Source organism: Brevibacillus thermoruber 423, assembly GCF_000454065.1.
Lineage (GTDB): Bacteria > Bacillota > Bacilli > Brevibacillales > Brevibacillaceae > Brevibacillus > Brevibacillus thermoruber.
This window is the reverse complement of the sequence record NZ_ATNE01000001.1, coordinates 732,946-757,619: the sequence shown is the minus strand read 5'-3', so window position 1 is coordinate 757,619 and position 24,674 is coordinate 732,946. Positions and strand designations below refer to the sequence as shown.

The following is a 24,674-nucleotide window of genomic DNA, read 5'->3' as shown; positions in this document are numbered from 1 at the left end:
TCAATCGGCGGGCCGTGTGACGGCGCGAAAGCCGACGGGCCGCTTCCACGCTTTGGACACCTTGGCCAGCACGTCTTCCAGGAGAGCGTATTCCATCAGATTCTCCCCCGAGCCGACACACTCCAGCACGATCCGCTCCCCGTCCTCCCGCAGCTGCACGTCCGTGATCGGCTGGGTCATGGAACGGTCCAGCGTCCGCGCCAGCAGGATGACATGCCCGAGTGTTTCGGCCAGGGCTTTGTCCGCCTTGCCGACAATGTCGGAATGCCGGGCCATCTGCAGCTGCAAGAGCTTGTTGTTTTTGTAGGAAGCGATCATCGCGATCCGCAGCCGCTCGCGGTGGGTAAACCCGAGCAGCAGTACATGCGACAGCAGGTAAAATGTGTGCTCCGCCGACTCGTACACATTGATCGCCCGTCCCACGTCATGCAGCAGGGCGGCCGCTTCCAGCCAGGTTTGTTCGGCCTCGCCGCAGCGGACGACGCCCAGCTCCCGCAACTGGTCAAACAGCGCGAGGGCCAGCGTTCGCACGTGGCGGGCGTGGCGCTTGTCCACCTGGTACCGGTTCATGAACTGTTCGACGCTGCGCCGGCGGACTTCGCGGATGTCGGCCGGCTGGGCGCCAAACACCGTTTCGTAGAGAACGCCGTCGCGCAGTCCCTTGTTGCTGACCACCAGTTCGCGTCCGTTGACGACGGCGAGCAGGGAGCGGAACACGGCGATGCCGGAGAGGATGACGTCCGCCCTGTCCTTGGAAAGGCCGGGCATCTGTCTGCGCTCCTCCCACGGAAGCGCACACGCTCGTTCCAGTACGCGGTCCACCTGTTCGGCCGACATGGCGTAGTGATGCACGCTGTCCAGCGAATAGCCGACGGATCGCTGGTGCATTTTCGCCAGGTTGCGCGCCGTGCCGCCGATGGCGATTACGGGGCAGCGCCTGTCCCTGATCCAGGTGCAGCCGGAAAACTGGCGCTCCACGTACGCCTGCAGCCGCTTCATTTCCTCGTCCGCGGGCGGGTCGCCGGGCAGAAACATGCGCGTCAGGGTGACGATCCCGAACGGAAAACTGACGCTCTCCCGCAGCCGCCGGCCGGAAAACCAGGTGACCTCGGTGCTGCCTCCGCCGATGTCGACGGTGATGCCCTCGTCGATATCCATCGTGTTCACCACGGCCAGATAGCCGTAGCGCGCCTCTTCTTCCCCGCTCAGGACGCGAATGGACAGGCCGGTCTCCGCCCGGATCGCGTCCAGCAGCTCCCGTCCGTTTGCGGCCTGCCGGACGGCGGCCGTCGCCACGCCGATTGCGGTCGCTGCGTTGTAAGCCCCAAGCAACTGCTGAAACTGCCGCATGCAGGCCAGCGTCTTCTCGATCCCCTCCCGTTCCAGGCGGCCGTCCCGCAGGTGGCTGCTCAGCCGCAGCGTGCGCTTGACATTCTCTACCTCATAGACGAGCCCCTGGTCGTCCCGCCTGTACACGACGAGTCTCGCCGTGTTGGAGCCCAGATCGATGACGCCGATCGTGTCGTTCATATTGATCCCCACTTTATGGTGCTTCCTTGTTTTTACCATTATGCCACAGGTGCCGCCGTTCCATGGAAACGTCTTGGGGAAAAATCCGGCGGGTTCGTGATGGTATTTCGTGTGCCGCCGAATTGCGGAGGTATGCGACAATGAATCGGCGTGGAGCTTGTTCAGAAATTGTTGAGAACAAAAACCTATGATAGAAGGTGCGGCTTGTGTCGGATTCGGGGTTGAAAAAGCGAGGTGTGATACTCTGAAAGCCATATTGGTTGACGATGAACGTCTGGCTTTGCACTACCTGGAAAAACTGCTGCGGGAATGCGGAGGGCTGGAGATCGTCGGGCGATATCAAAATCCCCGCCGCGCTTTGGACGAACTGCCGCAGGTAAAGCCCGACGTCATCTTTCTCGATGTCGAGATGCCCGAGTTGAACGGCATCGAAACGGCGGAAGAGGTGCTCAGACTCTCGCCTGAAACGGATCTTGTCTTTGTGACGGCCTATGATGAGTACGCGGTCAAGGCGTTTGAACTCAACGCGCTGGACTACGTGCTGAAACCGGTTCAGCGCGACCGTCTGATCAAAACGGTGCAGCGGCTGATCGACAGGCGGCATGAGACGGCCGTCGTTCCGCTCGCCCGGCAAACCGGCATGATCCGCTGCTTTCAGTCCCTGCAGATCGAGGTTCCGCCGCGTGGACCGGAAACCATTCGCTGGCGGACGGCAAAAGCGCAGGAACTGTTTGCATACCTGGTTCATCGGCGGGGGCAGCCCGTTCGCAAAGACGCGCTGCTCGACTTGTTCTGGCCGGACACGGACCGGAAAAGGGGATTTGCCCGGCTTTACACAACCATCTACCAGATCAGAAAAACCTTGAAAGAGCTCGGCGTCGGCATCCACATCGCCAACTGCGACGACGGCTATCTGCTGGACATGAACCACGTCAGGCTGGATGTGGACGAATGGGAGCGAGGCGTGAGGGAATTGTCCCCCGTGACGGGGGAGACGCTGTCCGAGCACTTGAGCCTGCTGGAATTGTACCGCGGCGATTACCTGGACGACTACGACTACCTGTGGGCGGAAAGCGAGCGGCAGCGGCTGCGGACACACTGGTTTTACCACGCGACCCATGTGGCCGGCTATCTGGAGTCCGTTGGCGAATACGCCCGGGCGCTGGCCGTCTATCACCGCATCCAGCGCTTTCACCCGCATGTGGAAGAGACGTACGTGACCCTGATGAAGCTGTATGACAGGCTGGGCGACCGCGATGCCGTGGAGAGGGAGTACATGAAGCTGACCAGGATGCTGAGCGAGGAGTATGGCGTCGCACCCCAGCAGACCGTTCGGGAGTGGTATCTGCGTTGGAAGAAAAGAAAAAGCCGGTAGCGTCTGTTCCGGTCCCGGAACGGCACGGTATGACACGCGCGTCATGTCATACTGTTTTTTATGAAGAAATATGGTAGAGAAGGGGAACATACCCGATGCGGCAGCATGACAAAAGAAATGGGGAGTACCAGTGAGAACGACCATGATTGTCGACGACACGGCGTTTACCAGGCTGATGCTTCGCGGCATGCTCGAATCGCTCGGACTGGAGGTGGTGGTGGAGGCGGAGTCGGGAGAGGAGGCGGTCAAACAGTTTATGTTGTACCGTCCAGACCTGGTCACCCTGGATATTTCCACGCCCGGCATGGACGAATTGGCGGCGGTGAAAAAGATCAGGGAAATCGACGGAAAGGCCAAGATCATCGTCTGTTCGGCCGTGGTGCAGCGGGACGCCATCATGCGGGCGATTGCCGCAGGCGCATCCGATTTTCTGGCCAAACCGCTTCAGAAAGACCGCGTGGAATGGTCCATCCAACACCTCAAGGCAGAAAATGGATGAAGATGGGAGGAAAGGACCAGAAAAGCCGGCGGAAAAGCCGGCTAGTAGCGAACCGTTTCGGGGAACAGGTAGTAGTGATCGCCCGGCAACGAGTGGATGCGAAAGCCCCCGCGCGAAAAATCGCGGTTATGATACTTGGCAATATAGGTGATGTTCGTAGTATAATAGTCCCAATAATTGGTGATGTATGGAAAAAATCGCACCTCGTCCCGGCCGCGCTCGTCTGCCGAATAGTGAAGCGGGGCAATGCCGTACGCGTCCAGCGAAAAGACGCCGGCCGTCACTTCGTTCAGGCGGAAAAACTTGCGGAGCGCAAGGGGGGTGTACCGGGTGTAGTCGATGCTGCTGACCGACATCAGCTTGACGCCCAACTGCGTGCGATACCGCAGCGATGCGTCCATCTTTTCGCGAAACGACGGATGAAATGCGCTGGGGCTGTTGCCGGCGTTGATGTCCGTCGGCAGCAGGAAATCTTCCAGGAGGTAGATGTCGCGGCGGTCTAGCGCTGTCGCCGCGCCGTTCGGATTGTAGAGGGGATGTACCGCGCTGCCCATCACGTCGTCGGGGTCCCACGCGTTGACGAAGGCGGACAAGCCCAGTTCGTGTACGTAGCGGACCGTCTCGTTCAGGCGGGCGCGGGAGACACCGTAGTCAAACCCCGCGTCATCGAGGAAGATCCCGTCTGCGCCCAGTGCCTTCCACTTTCGCACCTTGTCCTTCAACGCGGCCATGGAGTGATTGACGGTCGTCACCCCGAGATCGACGTAGCCGTAGACGCGGATGTGCGGCTTGATCCTGCGCGCGAAGCTGAGAACGTGTTGGGTCGAATGGTGATGGGGGTGGGTGGGTTCCTCCAGATTTTCGCCGAACACCAGCACGTCGTACTGGGCAAAAATCTCAGCCGCCCTGTTTTCATCCCATACGTGATTGACGGCTTTCGGGATGCCGTAGTAGATCAGCAGCCGGTAGCCGGGGGGCGCGTCGTCTGCGGCAGCGGTCGGGGACAGGCCGGTTGCGGCCGACGTGAACAGGCACGAGAAAACGAGCAGGAAAACGGCGAATGGACCGGTTTTCATGGTCAACCTCCTGGGGCGGGTTCTCCCTGGAAACAGGGGCGGCATGATTCGACTTCGGGTGTCGATTTCATTATAGCATAGTGCGAATGAACCAAAAGCGCTTGTCGAAACCGCTGATGCAGGGGCTTATGTCTCAAAATGAATGGGAATTCCGAATAGAACGAACGTGATTGTCGATTGTCAATGGATGGAGGTGTCCGGCGTGAACGTTCTCGTAACGGGAGGATATGGCTTTATCGGGTCCTCGGTGGTTGAACGTTTTCACAAAGAGGGCCATCGGGTGTACATTATCGACAACCTGTCTACGGGCAGGCGGGAACGCGTGACCGTCCCCCACAAGGCGTATGCCTACAATGTGGAAGATCGGGCCTGCGAGGAAGTGTTCCGCAGCGTGGGATTTGACGTCGTGGTTCACCTGGCGGCGCAGACGAGTGTCATGACCTCTCTGGAACGCCCCTGCCAGGATGCGGAGGCGAACGTCCTCGGGCTGGTCAACATGCTGAACTGCGCGCGGCTGCACGGCGTCAAAAAGTTTATCTTCGCCTCATCCGCGGCCGTCTACGGCGATACCGACCAGCTTCCCGCCCGCGAAGAGACAGCCTGCCATCCGCTGTCGCCGTACGGGATGAACAAGCGGCTGGGGGAGATGTACTGCGAAAAATGGCAGGAGCTGTACAAGCTCGATACCTTGTGCCTGCGCTTTTCCAATGTTTACGGTCCCCGTCAGAGCAGATCGGGGGAAGGGGGCGTCATTTCCGTCTTTCTGAACCAGGCGCGGGAAGGCAAACCGCTGTATGTCTTCGGAGACGGAACGCAGACGCGCGATTTCGTCTACGTCGACGATGTGACCGATGCCATTTACCGCGGCGCCACGAGCGATGTGACGGGAATCTACAACGTGTCGATGGGCAGGGAAACCAGCGTGAACGAGCTGATCGAGACGATCCGAACGCTGGTCCCGGTGAAGGATGTCCAGTACCTCGACAGCAGGCCGGGCGAGATCGCCCGCTCCTGCCTGGACAACAGCCGGCTGAAGCGCGACCTGGACTGGGTGCCGCTCTATTCGCTGCAGGAGGGGGTTGCCAAAACCTGGGAATGGATGCTGCGGCAGGAGGCTGCTGCGGCCCGGGAAGAGGCAGCCCCCGCGCGGGAGACGCCCGGATGGTGGCGGATCATCCGGCCGTTTGTGGAAAACGGGCTGGCCTTTGCCGCGGTTGCCCTGCTTTCCCGCGACCAGAGCGGCTTTTTGTACGAATACGGCTTTGATTTTCGGCTGGTGTACATTCTGCTGATCGGGCTCATGTACGGATCGCGCCAGTCGTTCCTCTCCGCTTCGGCGGTGATCAGCCTGTATGTCGCCGACAGCCTGGCCAACGGGCGCGACTGGGGCTCGCTGCTGTTTGACCCGGAAACGTTGTTTGTCGCCGCGGTCTACCTGTTTTTCGGCTTGTCGGTCGGGTTTGTGACGGACAAGTACAAAAAAGAGCTGGCGTTTGCCAAAAACGAGCTGGCGGTGGAAGCGCAGCGGTACAAGCTGCTGATGGACGTGTACAAGGACACGCGCAGCGTCAAGGAAGCCCTGCAGCGGCAGGTGCTGACCAACAGGGACAGCCTGGGCCGCATCCATGCGCTCGTGACCGAACTGGAGAGCCTGGAGCCGGAACAGGTGGTCGGCGCGGCGGTGAACGTGATGGAGGACCTGATGGAGTCCAGGAAAATCTCGATCTATGCCGTATCGGCAACCGGCTATTTGCGGCTGCTGCTTCAGTCCAACGACGCCGATCTGCGCGCCCCCCGTTCGCTGCACCTGAAAGACGTGCCGGAGCTGTCCGAGGTCGTCACGTCGCAGCGCTTGTGGGTGAACAAAAAACTGGTGCCGGGGCTGCCGATGCTGGCTGCGCCGGTGGTTCACCAGGGGGAGACGATCGCGCTGGTCTGCGTGCACGAGCAGGGGTTTGAACGGTTTACCCTGTACCACGAAAACCTGTTTCGGATTGCCGTTGACATGATTTCCCGCTCGCTCTCCCGCGCCTTTACCTACGTGGCCGCCACGCGCAGCGAACGCTTCGTGGAGGAGACGCCGATTTTGCAGGAAGGAGCCTTTTTGGAAGTGCTGCGCAGCAAACAGGCGGCCAAGGAACGGTACCAGGCCGCGTACACCTTGCTGCACGTGGAGGCGTCCGAAAACGGCCTCAAGGAAGCGGCCGAGCGTCTTTCCCGCCTGCTGCGCGACACGGACTACATCGGGCTGTGGCGGGGCCGGCTGGTGCTGCTCCTGTCCAACTCCGGGCCGGAGGAGGCCAGGGCGGCGATGGAGCGGCTGCAAAAATACGGCGTGGCAACGCGCCTTGTGAGCGAGGATGCGGTCTATGCTTAGAGGCTCGATTGCGGTCTACTACGTGCTGACGGCGGTGTATCTGGTGCTCCTGTTCCGCCGCCGGGAACCGATGAGCGGCGGCAGGGCGGCGCTGGCCTGCCTGATTCCGTTTGCCGGGCTGCCGCTGGCGTTCATCGCCGGGAGAGCGGCGGCGAAAAGCGCGTCCGCCGATCCGGACCGGTTCGCCGACGTGGTGGGACTGAAGGCGGATCCGGCAGGCATCCTGGTCAAAGTGGACCTGGAGAAGGAGACGTCGATCGTCCCGATTGAAGAGGCGCTTGTGCTCAATGACCACGCCACACGCCGCCGGATCGTGATGGACGCGCTGAAGGAGGAATCGCTGGACCTCGTGGGCTTTCTCGCCAAGGCTGCCCGCAACGAAGACAGCGAAACCGCCCACTACGCCGTTACCGCCATTCTGGAAATGAAGCGGGGGATGATGGCCGAACTGCAGCGGTGGTCGGTCGAACGGGAGCGCCACCCCGATGATCCGTCCATTCTGGCCGGGTACGCCGACGCGTTGAAGCGGTATCTCGGCAGCGGACTGATGGATGCCGAGATGGAGCGCACCTACCGCTTGCTGCAGGCGGACGTGCTGGAGCGCTTGATCCGGGAGAAGGACTGCGGGGAAGAGGCGTTCGCCGACAAGGTGGAGTGCGAACTCGTCCTGCGCCGCTACGACAGGGCGGAAGCGGCCAGCGAACGGTTTCTCCAGGCCTATCCGCAATCGGAGACGGCCTATTACACGGCGCTGAAACTGTATTACACGCTGCGGGCCGGGCGGAAGTTTCACGAGACGCTGAACAGGCTGAAACAATCGTCCGTCACCGTGTCGTATCCGACCCTGCAGATTATTCGGTACTGGAGCAGGGGTTCTCTATGATGATCAAGACAAAATCGCTCAGGCGCATGATCGTGCTGCTTGTCTTTGTCCTCCTGCTGACGCTGTTGATGCAGATGTCCCGTTCGGAGCTGGTGATGCGCTGGAACGGGGACAACGACGGGACCGGACCGCAGGCCGCCGCCCGCAACGCGCTGGCGCCTGCAGAGCTGGCCCGCATCCATCAGGAACGGCTGGTCGTTCTGGTTGACCCGGATGACGCGACGAGCCAAAAGGTGGCGTATCAGGCGGAACAAGTCCTGACCGCGATGAAAAAGCGGTTTGAGCGGGTACCCGTGGGAAGCGTCATGCCCGATCCCGCCCCCGACGGCGTGATTGTGACCGTGTCCGATTTGACGCGGCTCGCGGGAACGGAATGGCTGGACGGCTACGTGGCGCGGGGCGGCCGCGTGCTGCTGGCGATCGAGCCGGAGAACAACGAGGCGTTTTCCACCATGTACCGCAGGCTGGACATCCTCGAGATCGGCACGTACGTGGAGACCAGCGACATTCGCCTCCATACCAACGTGCTGCTCGGGTTTGCCGGCGGCGAGTTTCGCGATCCCGGCCTGCACATTTCCGTGCTGCGCGTCAAGCTGGGACAGCACAGCCGCGTTCACGTCTCGGCGGGGGAACACGTGCCGCTGTTGTGGGAAGCGCCGTACGGAAAGGGAGCCTACATTGTGTTCAACGGCGCGCTGCTGCAGGAGAAGATCAACCGCGGGCTTTTCGCGGGCGCCATCGGCGTGCTGCTGCCCGACCTGATCTACCCGGTGCTCAACGCCAAACTGATGTACATCGATGACTTTCCCGCGCCGTTTCCCCAGGGAACCCATCCCCTCATCGACCGGGACTACCGGATGGATCTGCCGCATTTTTTTAAGAAAGTGTGGTGGCCGGACATGATCCGGCTGGCGCGCAAGCACGATCTGAAGTACACGGGGGCGCTGATCGTCACCTACGGCAACCGGGTCACCCCGCCGTTTGACTGGGAGAGCGACGCGGACGTCTCCAGCCTGGTGCTGTACGGGCGCGAGCTGTTGAAGGAAGGGGGCGAAATCGGCGTCCACGGCTACAACCATCAGACGCTGTCCACCGTTCCGCGGGTGTCGCGGGCGTTCGGCTACAACATGTGGCCGAGCCAGCGGGAGATGACGGACTCGCTTCGCTCCTTGCGGCAGTACGTCGAGTCCGTCTTTCCGCACTACCCGCTGCGCACCTACGTGCCGCCGTCCAACGCCCTGGACGAGGCGGGCCGGCAGGTGCTGAAACAGGCGCTGCCCGACCTCATCAACATCTCGTCCCTGTACATCGAGGACATCCGAAACCTCTCCTATGTGCAGGAATACAAACTGGCTCCCGACGGCGTGGTGGAAATGCCGCGCGTGACCTACGGGTACCGGATCGGGGAGTACGACCGCTGGATGATGGCCAACGCGGTCACCGCCTATGGCATCTTTTCCCACTTTGTTCACCCGGACGACGTGATTGACGAGGTGCGGGGCGGCAATGGAAGCTGGCGCGATCTGTACACGAGCCTGGAGGAGTACCTGGAACTGGTACAGGACCGCTACGGTTGGCTGCGCCCCATGACCGCCGCGGAGGCGAGCGGCGAGGCAAGGCGGTGGCTCGAGAGCCAGCCCGTCTTTGAGCGGCGTCCCGGCGGCTTAAACGGCTACATCAACGGCTTTGCCGGCCCGCAGTACTTTCTGCTGCGGACCGACCGGAACATCGTGCGCACGAAGCGGTGCGAGGTGCGGCGCATCGAGCAGGGCGCCTATCTGGTGCGCGCGGATCATGAAATCTTTTCGATCGATTGGACGGAGAAACCATGAAGATTTGCATTGTCGCGGAAGGTTCCTATCCGTATGTGACCGGCGGCGTGTCCAGTTGGATTCATGACGTGATCAGCTCCATGCCCCGGCACGAGTTCGTCATTTTCGCGATCGGAGCGGAGGAGCGAAACAGGGGGAGATTCACCTACCGGCTGCCCGCCAATGTGAGCGAGGTGCGGGAGGTGTTTCTCGACGCCTTTTTGCAGGAAGAAGGCCGCTGGGGCCGCCGGTTTGAGCTGAGCGGCGAGGAGCGGGACGCCCTGCAGGGGCTGATTGTCGGCGAGCGGGACACCGATTGGGAGGCGCTGTTTCGGCTGCTGCGCGGCGGGCGCTGGAACGCGTCCACGGAATTTTTGATGAGCCAGGATTACTTTGACCTGTTGAGCGATGTGGCCAGACAGCGGTACGAGCAGCTTCCGTTTCGGGAGCTGTTCTGGACCGTCCGTTCCATGCTGCTGCCGCTGATGCAGCTTCTCCGCCACCCGCTGCCCGAGGCGGACCTCTACCACGCGGTCTCGACCGGGTACGCCGGCGTCATCGCCAGTCTGGGCAAGCACCTCTACGGCAGGCCGATGCTTTTGACCGAGCACGGCATCTACTCCCGCGAGCGGGAGGAGGAGATCATCAAGGCGGACTGGGTCAAAGGCTACTTCAAAGACTTGTGGATTCGCTACTTTTACGGCCTGGCCCGCTGCGCCTACCAGTACGCCGACCAGGTGGTGACGCTGTTCAACCGCAACCGGGAGATCGAGATCGAGCTGGGATGTCCCGCGTCGAAAATCGCGATCATCCCCAACGGCATCAAGGCGGACGCGTACGCCGACCTGCCGCGGAAAACGGCGGACGATCCGGCCGTTCACATCGGCGCCATCGTGCGGGTGGTGCCGATCAAGGACATCAAGACGATGATCCAGAGCTTCGCCGCGGTCAAGCGGGAGGTGCCGGAAGCGACGTTTACCATCATGGGGCCGTACGACGAAGACCCGGACTACTACCGCGAATGCGTGGAGCTGGCGGAGACGCTGGACGTGCGGGACCTGACCTTCACGGGCAGCGTCGACGTCAAGGCCCGCATCGGCAAGCTGGACGTGGTCGTTCTCACCAGCATCAGCGAAGGGCAGCCGCTGGCCGTCCTGGAGGCGATGGCGGCGGCCAAGCCGGTCGTGGCGACCGACGTCGGAAGCTGCCGGGAACTGCTCTACGGCAGCGCGGCGGACGGGGTGGAAGGCCGCGCCGGGCTGGTCGTGCCGGTGCTGGACGACAAAGAGATCGCCCGCGCCATCATCACCCTGTGCAAAAGCGAGTCGCTGCGCCGGGAAATGGGAGAAAACGGCCGGCGCCGCGTCCTGTCGGCGTATACCCACGATCAGTTCATTTCCCGTTACGAATCGCTGTACGCCTCGCTCGGAAAGGGGGAGAAGACATGGCGGGAATCGGCTTTCAACTGAAACGGCTGTTTGACCGCGAAGGCTTGTTCGGCCGCGTGCAGGCCATCTCGTACGCCTCCCTGGTGACGGTGGGGCCGATCCTGAGCTGCATGGCGGCGGTCGCGGTCGTCCACTGGCTGCTCGTCGCCGAAATGGCGCCGTATCGGGCCCGCGAGCTGTTTCAGGCGGGAACGGCGTACGCCTTCGCCTTTTCGTTTATCGTCGCGGCTCCGTTCTCCATGCTGTTTACCCGGCTCGCGTCCGACCAGCTCTACGAACAGCGCTGCGACGAACTGCTGCCGACGTTTTACGGAAGCCTGCAGGTGGCGCTGGGCTGCGCGTCTGTACCCGCCGCGGCCTTTCTCCTGCTGGCGCCGCTGGAGCTGGCGGAGAAGCTGGCGCTGGTTGTGCTGTACATGGAGTTGACCGTCATCTGGATGGGCGTGGTGTACGTGTCGGCGATGAAGGCGTACCGGCGGATTGCCGGGGCGTTTTTCGCAGGCATGCTGCTCGCGATGGTAGCGGTCTGGCTGTACGTTCGTCTGGAAGGGGAGCGGTTGGCGGCGTTGTTTGCCGGATTTGCCGGCGGATTTTTTGTCACGGCGGCGGTGCTGCTGTGGGAGGTCGAGCGTTTTTTCCGCACGCCGCGGCCGGCGTCGCCGTACGGATTTGTTCGGGATATGCGCCGGTATCCCTCCCTGTTGGCGATCGGCCTGTTGACTGCCGTCTCGATGTATGCGCATCAGTTTGCCCAGTGGGCGTTTCACGGCGAATGGCTGGAGGGGACGTTTCGCCTGACTCCGGAATACGATGTGGCCGTCTACTATGCCGTCCTCTCCGTGCTGCCGACGCTGGTCTGGTTCGTGGTGTCGGTGGAGACGGCGTTTTACCCGAAGTATCGCCAGTATTACGACGCGATTCTCGGACAGGGGACCATTCTCGAGATCGACCGCGCCCGCCGCGAGATGGAACAGGTGCTGATCGGGGAGCTGGCCAAGCTGATGGGGATTCAGCTCGTCTTTTCGCTGGTGGCCGTCGCCTGCGGCATCCGATACCTGCCCTACATCGGTTTTACCGCCGAACAGGTGGATACGTTCAACATCCTGGTCATGGCCTTTTACGTGTACATCATGAACAGCGTCTCGCTATTGCTGCTGCTCTACTTTGACGATCGAAAGGGAGCGCTGGCGCTCTCGGCGATCTTTTTGGCGGCCAACGTGGCGGCCTCCTGGGCCCTGCGCGACGTCGAATACCAGGGGCTGTCCCTGTTTGCCGCCTCGTTTCCCGTCCTCGCCGCCACCCTGGGCAGGCTGATATACCGGCTGCGCCGGCTGCACTATGCGACGTTCAGCGCGCAGCCGCTGGTTTTGCGGGAGCATGCCCGGATGCGCGGCAGGGCAGGGTGACAGCGGAGGAGGAGAAATGGGATGAAACAGACAAGGAGAAGCGGGTGGCTGGCCGTCTTGCTGGCGTTGAGCGTCGCGGCGGCGGGCGGCTGTACGCCGGACGCAGAGGTCAGCCAGCCGCAGGAGCAGGGTGCCCGGTCGGCCGTGCCGCCTGCCGGGGAGTACGCGCCCAAGCTGCAGGAAAACCGGCTGGTCTACGAAAAGGATCAGCCGGGAAGCGTCGTACATCTGTACATCACCGTGACGGAAGACAATCTCACCGCTGAGCGGCCGATGACCTGGGCGGAGCTGAACCGGATCGCCAACGAGGCCGACAGCACGGCCGAGCGGAAGCTGAACGTCATCGTGCAGGAAGGGACGGATCAGGGGCCGCAGAAAGGGATGTTCGGCTACGGAACCTCAGAGCCCAACGCCTCCATCACCCTCCGGGGCAAGTCGTCGATCCGGGCGCCGCAGAAGTCGTACAAGATCAAGCTCTTTGACAATGCCGGCTACTGGCGGGACCAGCGGACCATCAACCTGAACAAGCACGCTTCCGATTTCACCCGGCTGCGCAACAAACTGAGCTTTGACTACTTCAAGCAGCTTCCGGACATCACCAGCCTGCGCACGCAGTTCGTCCACCTGCACGTCAGGGATCTCACCAGCGGCCGTGCGCAGGCCCCGTTTGAGGATTACGGCCTGTACACCCAGATCGAACAGCCCAACAAGTCGTTTCTCCGGACGCACGGGCTGGATCCCTACGGCCATCTGTACAAGGCGTCCAACTTTGAGTTTTTCCGCTATCCCGACAAGTTGAAAACGGCGGACGATCCCGCGTACGACAAACAGGCCTTCGAGTCCGTCCTGGAAATCAACGGCTCCAACGACCATGCCAAGCTGCTGCGCATGTTGGATGACGTGAACGACATGAGCCAGGATTTCGACGACGTCTTTGACCGCCATTTCGACCGCGACAACTTCCTGACCTGGATGGCGGCCAACATCCTGATGGACGACGTGGACACGTCCACACAAAACTTTTTCCTCTATTCGCCGCTGAACGCGGAGAAGTGGTATTTCCTGCCGTGGGATTACGACGGGGCGTTTGGCTACTACGGCGGTCCGGGCGGCGACCCCCGGGAGCGTTCCTTGTGGCAGCGGGGGATTCAGAACTACTGGGGCAGCGTGGTGGCCAACCGGTTTTTTAAAAATCCGCAAAACGTCGAGCAGCTCGTGGCCAAAGTGCGCGAACTGCGCGCCATCATCAATCCGGAAAACACGCGCCGCATGATCGAGACGTACAAACCGGTCGTTTCCGCTTACGTCAGACGGGAACCGGACATCCGCTACCTGCCGGGACGGGTGGACTTGTACGAGCAGGAGCTGGAGCGGATCATCCATCTGCCCGTGGAGAACGAGCAGGCATTCATCGCCAGCCTGCAGGCGCCGATGCCGTATTTTCTGGGGGATGTGGAGCAGGCGAACGGAGCGCTGACGTTTCGCTGGGGGATGTCGTACGACCTGCAGGGAGACGAGCTGACCTACCGCTTCCAACTGGCGAAAGAGCCGTCGTTTGCCCGCCCGCTGGTGGATCGCGACGGTTTGAAGGGAACTTCGCTCGTGCTGAACGGCATCGGCAAGGGCCATTACTTCTGGAGAGTCACGGTGAAGGACGCGAAGGGGCACATCATGACGGCGTTTGACAACTTCTTCGATGAGAACGGCAGCGTCTATCACGGCGTCCGCGACTTTTACGTGAACTGACGGGAGGGGGAGCCTGCGCGTGCATGGAAACGGGAACATGCTGCGTCACGAACTGAAGTACTACATTCATCCGCACGAATACGTCGGGCTGCGCAGCCGGATGCGGGCGCTCCTTCCCCTGGACCGCCATTCCGTGAGCGACGAGGGCTACCACATCCGCAGCCTGTATTTTGACGACGCCCGGGAGAGCGCGCTGTACGACAAGCTCAACGGCTACTTCCAGCGGAAGAAGTACCGCATCCGCATCTACAACGTCAGCGACCGGTTCATCCGGCTGGAGCGGAAAAGCAAGTGGAACGAGTACGTGCTCAAGGAATCGGCCGCCTTGACCCGCGGCCAGGTGTACCGGCTGCTGGAGGGTGACATCGACTGGCTGGCGGACGAGAGGCAGCGTCTGTTGGCGGATTTTTACCGCGATCTCAAAGAGGGGGCGATGAAGCCGTCCGTGATCGTCGATTACATCCGGGAGGCGTATGTGGACGAGCCGACCAACACCCGGATCACCTTTGACAAACAACTGGCGGCCGGGCTTCATTCGTTTGACCTGTTTGACCCCAACCTGGCGACCTGGGAGGCGATCCAGGGGCCGCGGATGATCATGGAGGTAAAATTCCACCGCTTTTTGCCCGGGACGATTCGCTCGCTGTCGCAGGTGTCGGCTCACCAGCGCTCGACGATCTCCAAGTACGTCCTGTGCAAGGAGAGGCAAAAAGTGTACGGCCGCTGAGGCGGATGCGCGGCGGGGATGCACTGTATGGATGGGAAAGGAAGTGCGTTATGGACGAGCTGATCACGTTTCGGGACATCATCAAAAAAAGCGTGCTCAACCTCGAGGCGTTTGCAAACGTATCGTGGGTGGACATGTGCTGGGGGCTCTTGGTCGCGTTCGCGGTCGGCATGTTCATCTACTACGTGTACCGCGCCTGCTACCGGGGAGTGGTCTACAGCCACAATTACAACGTCACGTTCGTGCTGATGACGATCATTACCGCGCTGATCATCATGACCATCAGCACCAACATCGTGCTCTCGCTCGGCATGGTCGGCGCGCTCAGCATCGTCCGGTTCCGGACGGCGGTCAAGGATCCGATGGACATCGTCTACATGTTTTGGGCCGTCTCGGCGGGCATCGCCGCGGGAGCGAAGATTTATCCGGTCGCCATCTTCGGTTCGCTGGTGGTGGGCGGGACGATCTGGTGGCTGTCGCGGCGCAAGGAGGCCACCTCCCCCTATCTCCTGATCCTGCACTACGAAGCGATCGCCGAAGAGGAGGTCAAGCGGCGGATCCGGAAAATGAACGCCGTGCTGAAATCAAAGACGGTGCGCAAGGAGCTGACCGAGCTGACGGTGGAGCTGCGGATTCGCGACGACAACACCGCGTTTGTCAACGATTTCTCCGCGTTGGAAGGGGTCAAGGACGTGGTGCTGGTCAGCTACAACGGCGAGTACGCCCAGTGACGGCTCCTCCGCCCCTGTCCGGAACCGGCCGGGGGGGAGGGAGGATGGGCGTATTGACAAACGCGGCCATCTGTTTTTATAATCTCTCATGCTTACCTCCTTCACCGTACCGGAGAAGGAGCGGACAGACGCATAGGAAACCACGGCCTTGAAGAGGAAGAGTAAGAGAGGGCGCTGACGTCCAGAGAGCCGGCCCGCAAGCTGAGAGGGCGGCCGTCATCTCTCTTTGAAGCCGCCTTGGAGCTCCTGCTTTTGAAACCGCGAGTAGAAAGCAGCGGATCAGCCCCCGTTATCGGGTGAAAGTCCGTACAGGACTTTCCGAGTCTGCTTTTCGCGAGGAGAGCAGAAAAGCTGAGTGGTACCGCGATTCCGTCGCCTCAGCAATCGAATCATCGGGACGATGCCCCGGGTTCGGTTGCGAGGCGATTTTTTGTTGGGGAACGCGGGTTGGCCACACGCATTTTTCACAGGAATGGAGTGAGGGAAATGGATCGTCAAAAGCAGCGTGAACTGCTGCGGCTGCTGGAACAGGACAGCCGCCTGACCCCGGAACAGATCGCCAGCCTGTTGGCGGAACCGGTGGAAACCGTGAGAGAGACGATTGCCCGGTTGGAAGCGGACAAAGTGATTGTCAAGTATCCCGCGCTTATCAACTGGGAGCTGGTGGAGGACCATCCGTACGTGACGGCCATGATCGACGTCAAGGTGACGCCGAAGCGGGACGTGGGCTTTGACGAGGTGGCGGAGCGGATCTGCCGTTTCCCGGAAGTGAAGGCCGTCTACCTGATGTCCGGCGCCAGCTACGATCTGTCCGTCGTGCTGGAAGGAAAAACGATGCGGGAAGTGGCGGCGTTTGTGTCGCAAAAGCTGGCCACGCTGGACTCCGTCGTCTCGACCGCGACCCACTTTATCCTGAAGCGGTACAAACACGACGGCATTCAGTTTGAAGACAGGGACGAAGACCACAGGATGGTGGTCACCCCATGAGTCAGCAAACCGGCGTTCGCAATCGCCTGTCCGCCACAGTCGCATCGCTCAAGCCGTCGGGCATCCGCCGTTTCTTTGACCTGGCCGCCTCGATGGAAGGGGTCATTTCGCTCGGGGTAGGGGAACCGGATTTCGTCACCCCGTGGCGCGTGCGGGAAGCCTGCATCGCCTCGCTGGAACGGGGCTACACGTCGTATACCTCCAACGCCGGTCTCATCGAGCTGCGCAGGGAGATTCACAAGTACCTGGAGGAGCGCTTCGCCGTCTCGTACCATCCGGAAACCGAGATGCTGATCACGGTCGGTGCCAGCGAAGCGATTGACATCGCGCTGCGGGCCATCGTCGATCCCGGCGACGAGGTATTGGTCGTCGAGCCCTGCTACGTCTCCTACGAACCGGTCATCCGTCTGGCCGGCGGGGTGCCGGTGTTTTTGCACACGCGCGCGGAGCAGTCGTTCAAGCTGACGCCGGAGGAGCTGGAGGCGCACATCACGCCGCGCACCAAGGCGATCATCTTCTGCTACCCGAACAATCCGACCGGCAGCACGATGTCGGCGGAGGAGTGGAAGCGGCTGCTGCCGATACTCGTAAAGCACGATCTGCTGGTCATCTCCGACGAGATTTACGCGGAGCTGAGCTACGGCCGCAGGCATGAGAGCATCGCCGCCCTGCCCGGGATGAAGGACCGGACGATCCTGATCTCCGGTTTTTCCAAAGCGTTCGCGATGACGGGCTGGCGCCTCGGCTACGTCTGCGCGCCGGCGGACCTGCTCGGCGGCATGCTGAAGATTCACCAGTACACCATGCTCTGCGCGCCGGTGATGGCGCAGATGGCCGCCCTGGAGGCGCTGCGGCATGGTCAGGCGGACATGGAGCAGATGGTGGAAAGCTACCGGCAGCGGCGCAATTTCGTCGTGCAGGGATTCCAGGAGATCGGCCTGGCCTGCCACGAGCCGGAAGGGGCGTTTTACGCGTTTCCCTCGATCGCGTCCACCGGGCTGGACGCCAGCGAGTTTGCCGAGCGGCTGCTGATGGAGGAAAAGGTGGCCGTGGTGCCGGGCGACGTGTTTGGCGACAGCGGCAGAGGGCACATCCGCTGCTCCTACGCCACCTCCCTGGATCAGCTCCGAAAGGCGCTGGAGCGGATGGGGCGCTTTGTGCAGAGATTGTCGTGAAATAGGAAAGGCCGGGGAATCCCCGGCCTTTGCCTCACGTATTAGTTGGATACAGTTGTTTCGTCAGTGGAGAAATCCACTTCCCGCAGCGGCACCACTTTCGTCTTTTTCACGGCCTTGTAGCCGAGCCAGACGATCAGGAACAGCGGCAGGCCGATGTACGACACGAGAATGCCGTTCCAGTCGATCGTCTCCCCGGTGAAGGCGGTGTAGTTTTGGCCGAGGATGACGAAGCAGCAGACGACGAATGCGAAGATCGGGCCGAACGGGAACCACTTCGCCCGGTATGGCAGTTGGTTCAGGTCGCGGCCTTGGGCTGCGTACGCCTTGCGGAAGCGGTAGTGGCTGATCGCGATGCCCAGCCAGGCGATAAACCCGGACATCCCGGAGGCGTTGAGCAGCCACATGTACACGGCGCCGTCGCCAAACAGGGAGGCGAGAAACGCGAGCATCCCGATGCTGGCGGTCAGCAGCAGCGCATTGACCGGAACGCCCCGCTTGTTTACCTTGCTGAACAGCTTGGGCGCCTTGCCTTCTTTGGCCAGCATCCACAGCATGCGGGTGGAGGCGTACATGCCGGAGTTGCCCGCCGACAGGACGGAGGTCAGGATGACGGCGTTCATCACCGACGCGGCGAAGGCGAGACCGGCCTTTTGAAACACCAGCGTAAACGGGCTGATCGCGATGTTCTCGATGTCGCCGTTGACCAGGTTGGGGTTGTCGTACGGGATCAAGAGCCCGATCACGATGATCGCCAGAATGTAGAACAGCAGGATGCGCCAAAACACCTGCTTGATCGCTTTCGGCACGTTTTTGGCGGGATTTTCGCTTTCTCCCGCGGCAATCCCGACCAGTTCCGTCCCCTGGAAGGAGAAGCCGGCGATCATGAAGACGCCGAGCATCGCCATGAAGCCGCCGTTGAACGGCGCTTCGCCGACGGTAAAGTTGCGGAAGCCGACCGCTTCGCCGCCCATGATGCCGAGGATCATCAACAGGCCGATGATGATGAAGAGGATGACGGTCGCCACCTTGATCAGGGAAAACCAGTATTCCGATTCTCCGTATCCTTTTACGGACAAATAATTAAGACCAAACATGAGAGCGAGGAACAGGGCGCTCCACAGGATGGACGGCGTGTCGGGGAACCAGTACTTCATGATCAAGGACCCGGCCGACAGCTCGACGGCGATGGTGATGGCCCAGTTGTACCAGTAGTTCCACCCCAGCGCAAAACCGAGGGACGGATCGACGAACTTCGTCGCGTACGTGGAAAACGAACCGGAGACGGGGAGAAACGCCGCCATCTCGCCCAAGCTGGTCATCAGGAAGTAGACCATCAGGCTGATGGCCGCGTAGGCGGCCAGCGCGCCGCCCGGACCGGCGGAGTGGATGGAGCCGCCGCTCGCCAAAAACAGCCCCGTGCCGATGGAGCCGCCGATGGCGATCATGGTCAGGTGTCGGGCCTTGAGGCCCCGCTGCAGTTGATTGGATTCCATGAGTGCATGCACGACCTTTCTGATGAGATAGTCGGAAGGAAGGTCGGACATAAAAAATACCGCCACAACGAACAGGGCGGTATTGTTACATCCCCACCAAGCCTTCGTTGAAGATAGCACACCACGTTTGCCCGGCTCGCAAACGTGACAGTTCTGCCCCTTTCGGGTACAGCCCCAGCCCGTGTGCCCAGAGAATGCACAGCGGACTTCGGCGGCTTTTCCCTCCTCTGGAGTCATCGATCTTCTCTGGATCTCGTGCCAGAATCATATAAAAGCCGCGACCTCTATCCTCATCGTATTTGATGAGGATAATCTATGCAGTTATGTTATGGTTCAAGTATATAGAAAAACGGGGCAAAATCAAGGGCAAAATTTGTAAGATGTCCGTGCGTCTCGTGACCGTGACCGGAGACTCCAGCAGTCCGACTTGTCTGAAAAATTTAAGCGTCTTCATTGACAGAAAGAGATGGATCTGGTTATACTTAAAGAAACGTTGATCGGATAGCATATTTTCCCATACGGTTAGGCGGAGAAACGGAGAAAACCCTTACCCGTAAACACACTCCCAAGGGGATGTGTTTATCTACGTGAGGGTTTTTCTTTTTCTCCTGCCAAACTATTTGACTATTCGATCAACAATAAATAGAAAGAGGGGTCTGACGCATGTTGAAAAAATGGATGAACGTCGCAGCCGCGGCCGTTTTGCTCTCCACTGTCGCCCTGGCGGGGTGCTCCTCCGGCGAAGAGGCTTCGCCCGGCGGCACACCGGCAGGGAACGGATCGGCGGGAGCGAAGGAACTGGGACCAATCGCGCTCTATTCGCCGGAGACGCCGGATATGACCAAAGAGATCGGGCTCAATTTTGAAAAGGCTTACAAAGGGTCCTCCATCAACGTGCAGTACGCCGGGACCAACGTGCTGGTCAACCGCATGATCGCGGAAAAAGACAACCCGCAGGGCGACGTCTGGTACGGCGGCGGCGGATTCCTGCCGTTCGAGGCGGCCAAGGACAAGGACATCATCACATCGTATACGCCGGAAGCGATCAAGGATTGGCCGGAAGTACGGGACGGCATCAAACTCCGCGACAAGGACTGGAAGTGGATCGGCGCGGAGGTGTTCGTGCTCGGGTTCGCCTACAACAGCGACCTGGTGAAGCCGGAAGAGGCGCCGAAAACCTGGGATGACCTGCTCGATCCCAAATGGAAAGGCAAAATCCAGATGCCCAACCCGGCCGCGTCCGGCACCGCGACCCTCACCGTGCTGAGCCAACTGATGGCCCGCGGCGAAGAGCAGGGCTGGGACTACTTCAAAAAGCTGGTGGAACAGATGAGCGCCATGCCCGACTCCGGCTCCGCGCCTTCCAAAGCGGTTGCCAAAGGGGAGGCACACATTGCGATCGCCTTTGACTTCATGGCGTACGAGATGAAGGCCAAGGGGGAGAAAATCGATTTCATCGTGCCGGACAAGACGCCGGTCATCGTCAACCCGGTGTCGCTGGTGAAGGACGGCCCGAACCCCGACGGCGGCAAGGCGCTGATCGACTACCTGCTGTCCAAGGAAGGGCAGCAGACGCTGGCCAACTGGTACCACATCCCGATCTCCAAAGAAGTGGAGTCGAAAACGCCGCTTACCCTGGAAAATGTCATCCCGCACGCGCAGGAGCTGGACGTCGACTGGGTCGTGAACAACTACGACCGGGTGCGCAGCGAGTGGCGGCAAAAATTCCAGTAAGGAGGCTCTTGGATGGGGTCGGTTCGAATCGAACACTTGCATAAACAATTCAACGGAATCACTGCTTTGGAAGACGTCAATCTGGAGATTCGCGAGGGCGAATTCTTCGCCCTTCTGGGACCTTCCGGCTGCGGAAAAACGACGACCATGCGCTGTGTGGCCGGTTTTGAAAGCCCCACCGCGGGAAAGATTTTCATCGGGGAGCGGGATGTGAGCCATGTGCCCGCCAACCAGCGGAACTGCGGCATGGTGTTTCAGAGCTACGCGCTGTTCCCCCATCTCAGCGTGTTTGAAAACGTCGCCTACAGCCTGCAGGTGCGCCGCTTTTACCAGGGCGGCCTGGACACGAAGCTGTCCGTGCTGGCCCACATGCTCAACCGCAAGCTGGGGAAAGTGGACAAGGACACCGAAAAAAAGGTGCGCGACGCCCTTGATTTCGTCGAACTGGGCCACCTCGCCGACCGCCTGCCCGGACAGTTGTCCGGCGGCCAGCAGCAGCGCGTGGCGCTGGCCCGGGCGCTGATCATGGAGCCGGCCGTCCTGCTGATGGACGAGCCGCTGTCCAACCTGGACAAGAAGCTGCGCAGCAGCATGCGCGTCACCATTCGGCGCATCCAGCAGAAAGTGGGGATCACGACGATCTTTGTGACCCACGACCAGGAAGAAGCGATGAGCATGGCCGACCGCGTGGCCGTGATGCAGGGCGGCAGGCTGGTGCAGGTGGACACGCCCACGGCCCTGTACAGCCAACCGGCCTCCACGTTTGTCGCCGATTTCGTCGGCGCGTCCAACATCTTCAAAGCGACGGTGAAGGAGTCCGGCGAGGCGGGCACCGTGCTGCAGCTCGTCGGCGACGGGGTGATTCGCTCCGCGTTTCCGACCAACCGCAGCGAAGTGGACGTGATCATCCGGCCGGAAAGCATCCGACTGTTTGCGGACGGGGCGCAGGTGGATACGGGCGACAACCTGCTGGAAGGCACGATTTCCATGTCCACCTATCTGGGTTCGACCATCCGCTACGACGTGCAGGTCGGCGAACTGCAGGTGGAAGTGGACAAAACCTTTGAAGCGGGCAGCCCGCTGCTGCCGGCGGGGACGAACGTGAAGCTGGCAATCGATCCGAATGTCGTGGTGATCTTATGAAACAGCGGCACTCCTTTACCTTCAACGGCTTTACCGTGCTGAAATGGTTGATTTATCTCTTTTTCCTTGTGTTTTTGCTGGTCCCGCTGTTTTCCATCCTGCTCGTCAGCCTGACGGGAGAGCCGGTCAACCTGTTTGGCAGCCTGACCAGTCAGAAAATTTTGTCGTCCACGCTGAAGAAGCTCTCTCACCTGTCGCTGGACGCGTACTCGTCGCTGTTTGAAGGCACGGGGTACTTCGCCGCGCTGGTCAACAGCCTGAAGCTGAGCACGGGGGTGGCGCTGCTGGTGACGGTGTTGGTGCTGCCGATCGCCTACGCCTTCGCCCGCACCACCATGCCGTGGAAGCCGTTCTTCGCCGCGCTCTGCACCATCCCGCTGGTGGTGCCGACGTTCATCTCGTCCTACGCGTTTACCCTGATGTTCGGCAAGACCGGGTGGGTCAACCACATCTACCGGTCGCTAGGCGGCGAAGGCGTGCTGTTTGACGTGCAGTCGATGTTGGGAATCGTGCTGGTACAGGTCTTTTTCTTCTTTCCCTACGCGCTTTGGCCGATGGTGGCGGCGTTCAAGATCAGCGACCTGACGCTGGAGGAAGCGTCGCAAAACCTGGGGGCGCAAGGCTGGTACACCTTTTTGCGGGTGACGCTGCCGCTGGCCGTGCCGGGGATCGTCTCCAGCATGCTGCTGATTTTTACCGTCAGCTTTTCCGATTTCGGCACGCCGATCATTCTGGCGCCCAAAGACCTGAACCTGATCGTGGTCGAGGCGTACCGCGAGATCGCCGGCTTCTACAACTGGGCGGGCTCGGCCGTCCTGACCGTGATCATGCTGCTGGTGGCCGCCTTCTTTTTCTGGCTGCAGCGGTTGGTGGTCAAAGGGAAGGAGTACGGCACCATCTCGGGCAAGCCGACGCGGCAGAAGCTGAACGACCACAAAGGGGTCGTCGCCGTGCTCACTATCTACACCTTCCTGGTGATGCTGGTGCCGCTTTTGGCCGTCGGGTCCGTCTTTCTCTCGTCGCTGGCGACCACCTGGGGGCATCACGCCCTGCCCGACGGCTACACGCTGAAGCACTACCTGACCATCTTCAGCACGTCGCATAAAAATATCGTGAACAGCCTGGTGCTGGCGGCCGGAGCGCTGGTGCTGAGCGTCGTGATCGCCACGTTTGTCTCGTACTTCGTGGTGCGGCGCGGCTCCGGCGGGCTTGACTTCGTCTCGTCGATCCCGCTGATCGTGCCGGGGATTTCCCTGGGGATTGCGCTGATCCAGACGTTTAATACGGCGCCGCTGAAATTGACCGGCACCGCCCTCTTGCTGATCGTCGCCTACACGATTCGGCGGATGCCGTACATGATTCGCTCGACGATGAGTTCGATGATGGCGATCCGCAAAGACATCGAAGAAGCGGCCGTCAACCTGGGCGCCTCCAACCTGTTGGCGGCGGTTACGGTCATCGGCCCGCTGATGCTGCCGGGCATCGCGGCGGGCGCCATACTGGTGTTCGTGACGGTGATCAAGGAGACCAGCATCTCGCTCCTGCTCGCTCCGACGGATTGGGCGCCGATGAGCCTGGCCGTGTTTCAGAACCTGCTGCGCGGCGAGTACTACACCGCTTCGGCGATGGCGATCCTGATCATCGCCATTGTCATCGCGCTGCAGTCCCTGGCGAAAAAACTGACCAAAGACCAACTGTACTAAGGAGAACGGGCAATGAGAGGGTTTATCTTTGACCTCGACGGTACGGTCTATCTGGGGGACCGTTTGATTGAGGGGGCGGCGGAGGCGATCCGGACGCTGCGGGCGCGCGGCGACAAGGTGGTGTTCCTCTCCAACAAGCCGATCGCCACCCGCCAGTCCTACGCGGAGAAGCTGACGAAAATGGGCATCCCTACAACGGTGGACGACGTGCTCAACTCTTCGCTGATCACGGCCCGGTACCTGCAGCGGGTGATGCAGCCGGGCGAGCGGGTGCTGGTCATCGGGGAGCAGCCGATCCGTGACGAGCTGGCGGCGCACGGCATCGTCATGAGCGACGACCCGCACGATGTGCAGTACGTCGTCCTGTCGTGGGACCGGCAGTTCAGCTACGGGATGCTGAACGCTTTGTACCAGGCGGCGGTGCGGGGAGCCAAGGTGATCGCGTCCAACCCGGACCGGACGTGCCCGCTGGAAGACGGACAAATCCCGGACACCGGCGCGTTTATCGGGGCATTGGAAGGGGCGACGGGCAGGCCGGTCGACCTCGTGGTGGGCAAACCCTCCCCGATCGCGGCGGAAGCGGCCGTCTGCCATCTGGGGCTGGACTACGCTTCCTGCTACATGGTGGGCGACCGGCTGGAAACGGACATCAAGATGGGCAATGACACCGGGATGAATTCCGTCCTCGTGCTGACCGGCATCTCCACCAGGGAGATGGCCGAGCGGAGCGAATACCGTCCGCGCTACATTTTAAACAGTATTAAAGAAATTGTGAACATTTAGAAAGTGGTGGTATAATAGGAGCAACCAACCTGACCTGGAGGGTA

At 61.0% G+C, this 24,674-nt stretch carries 19 protein-coding genes, 1 riboswitch and 1 other annotated feature; of the genes, 16 read left to right on the top strand and 3 right to left on the bottom strand.

Features of this window, described 5'->3' with window-relative positions:
- A complete protein-coding gene (ppx, locus tag M516_RS22675) occupies positions 1-1,542 on the bottom strand; it encodes an exopolyphosphatase (protein WP_051188086.1) in 1,542 nt (513 codons plus the stop codon).
- A gap of 244 nt (positions 1,543-1,786) precedes the next feature.
- Between ppx and M516_RS0103655 the strand changes: the two genes are divergently transcribed.
- Positions 1,787-2,905 carry a response regulator gene (locus M516_RS0103655; protein WP_238550903.1) on the top strand — a complete coding sequence of 373 codons (1,119 nt, stop codon included), beginning with the start codon at positions 1,787-1,789 and terminating at the stop codon, positions 2,903-2,905.
- A 130-nt stretch (positions 2,906-3,035) separates the two neighbouring features.
- Positions 3,036-3,404 (top strand): response regulator, encoded by a 369-nt coding sequence (locus M516_RS0103650; protein ID WP_029097925.1) that lies wholly within the window; start codon positions 3,036-3,038, stop codon positions 3,402-3,404.
- Positions 3,405-3,445: 41 nt separating this feature from the next.
- Here M516_RS0103650 and M516_RS24250 read toward each other — a convergent pair whose 3' ends face one another.
- Positions 3,446-4,480 carry a hypothetical protein gene (locus M516_RS24250; protein ID WP_051188085.1) on the bottom strand — a complete coding sequence of 345 codons (1,035 nt, stop codon included), beginning with the start codon at positions 4,478-4,480 and terminating at the stop codon, positions 3,446-3,448.
- Positions 4,481-4,682: 202 nt separating this feature from the next.
- On the opposite strand from M516_RS24250, the gene M516_RS0103640 reads away from it, so the two are divergent.
- From M516_RS0103640 to M516_RS0103595, 10 genes are all read left to right on the top strand, one after another.
- Complete coding sequence (locus tag M516_RS0103640; protein ID WP_029097924.1) at positions 4,683-6,857, top strand: NAD-dependent epimerase/dehydratase family protein; 2,175 nt, start codon at positions 4,683-4,685, stop codon at positions 6,855-6,857.
- A complete protein-coding gene (locus M516_RS22665; RefSeq protein WP_029097923.1) occupies positions 6,850-7,740 on the top strand; it encodes a hypothetical protein in 891 nt (296 codons plus the stop codon). The genes M516_RS0103640 and M516_RS22665 overlap by 8 nt, the downstream gene beginning before the upstream one ends.
- On the top strand, positions 7,737-9,572 hold the full coding sequence (locus M516_RS22660; protein ID WP_081656430.1) for a DUF2194 domain-containing protein: 1,836 nt from the start codon (positions 7,737-7,739) through the stop codon (positions 9,570-9,572). Before M516_RS22665 ends, M516_RS22660 begins: the two co-directional genes overlap by 4 nt.
- Entirely contained in the window at positions 9,569-11,020 is a 1,452-nt protein-coding gene (gene pelF, locus M516_RS0103625; RefSeq protein WP_029097922.1) for a GT4 family glycosyltransferase PelF, read from the top strand. Before M516_RS22660 ends, pelF begins: the two co-directional genes overlap by 4 nt.
- On the top strand, positions 10,996-12,405 hold the full coding sequence (pelG, locus tag M516_RS0103620) for an exopolysaccharide Pel transporter PelG (RefSeq protein WP_029097921.1): 1,410 nt from the start codon (positions 10,996-10,998) through the stop codon (positions 12,403-12,405). Before pelF ends, pelG begins: the two co-directional genes overlap by 25 nt.
- 21 nt (positions 12,406-12,426) lie before the next feature.
- Positions 12,427-14,151 (top strand): CotH kinase family protein, encoded by a 1,725-nt coding sequence (locus M516_RS0103615; protein ID WP_029097920.1) that lies wholly within the window; start codon positions 12,427-12,429, stop codon positions 14,149-14,151.
- Positions 14,152-14,170: 19 nt separating this feature from the next.
- Positions 14,171-14,878, top strand: a complete 708-nt coding sequence (locus tag M516_RS0103610) for a polyphosphate polymerase domain-containing protein (RefSeq protein ID WP_238550902.1) — start codon at positions 14,171-14,173, stop codon at positions 14,876-14,878.
- Positions 14,879-14,928: 50 nt separating this feature from the next.
- Positions 14,929-15,609: a DUF4956 domain-containing protein gene (locus M516_RS0103605; protein WP_029097918.1), complete on the top strand. Its 681-nt coding sequence runs from the start codon at positions 14,929-14,931 to the stop codon at positions 15,607-15,609.
- Between the two features lie 139 nt (positions 15,610-15,748).
- Positions 15,749-15,992 (top strand) — a binding site (T-box leader).
- Between the two features lie 103 nt (positions 15,993-16,095).
- The gene (locus tag M516_RS0103600; RefSeq protein ID WP_029097917.1) at positions 16,096-16,596 is read left to right on the top strand and encodes an Lrp/AsnC family transcriptional regulator; all 501 of its coding nucleotides are present in this window, start codon (positions 16,096-16,098) and stop codon (positions 16,594-16,596) included.
- Positions 16,593-17,771 (top strand): aminotransferase, encoded by a 1,179-nt coding sequence (locus tag M516_RS0103595; protein ID WP_029097916.1) that lies wholly within the window; start codon positions 16,593-16,595, stop codon positions 17,769-17,771. Before M516_RS0103600 ends, M516_RS0103595 begins: the two co-directional genes overlap by 4 nt.
- A 41-nt stretch (positions 17,772-17,812) precedes the next feature.
- Here M516_RS0103595 and M516_RS0103590 read toward each other — a convergent pair whose 3' ends face one another.
- Entirely contained in the window at positions 17,813-19,267 is a 1,455-nt protein-coding gene (locus tag M516_RS0103590; RefSeq protein ID WP_029097915.1) for an amino acid permease, read from the bottom strand.
- Between the two features lie 106 nt (positions 19,268-19,373).
- A riboswitch (Lysine riboswitch) is annotated at positions 19,374-19,562 on the bottom strand.
- A 368-nt stretch (positions 19,563-19,930) separates the two neighbouring features.
- Here M516_RS0103590 and M516_RS0103585 point away from each other — a divergent pair.
- From M516_RS0103585 to M516_RS0103570, 4 genes are read left to right on the top strand one after another with little or no spacing between them, the layout of a single operon-like run.
- Positions 19,931-21,001 carry an extracellular solute-binding protein gene (locus tag M516_RS0103585; RefSeq protein WP_029097914.1) on the top strand — a complete coding sequence of 357 codons (1,071 nt, stop codon included), beginning with the start codon at positions 19,931-19,933 and terminating at the stop codon, positions 20,999-21,001.
- Between the two features lie 12 nt (positions 21,002-21,013).
- Positions 21,014-22,144, top strand: coding sequence for an ABC transporter ATP-binding protein (locus M516_RS0103580; protein WP_029097913.1), 1,131 nt, complete (start codon positions 21,014-21,016; stop codon positions 22,142-22,144).
- Positions 22,141-23,847: an ABC transporter permease gene (locus tag M516_RS0103575; protein WP_029097912.1), complete on the top strand. Its 1,707-nt coding sequence runs from the start codon at positions 22,141-22,143 to the stop codon at positions 23,845-23,847. Before M516_RS0103580 ends, M516_RS0103575 begins: the two co-directional genes overlap by 4 nt.
- A gap of 12 nt (positions 23,848-23,859) precedes the next feature.
- On the top strand, positions 23,860-24,630 hold the full coding sequence (locus M516_RS0103570; protein ID WP_029097911.1) for an HAD-IIA family hydrolase: 771 nt from the start codon (positions 23,860-23,862) through the stop codon (positions 24,628-24,630).
- Positions 24,631-24,674: the final 44 nt, after the last annotated feature.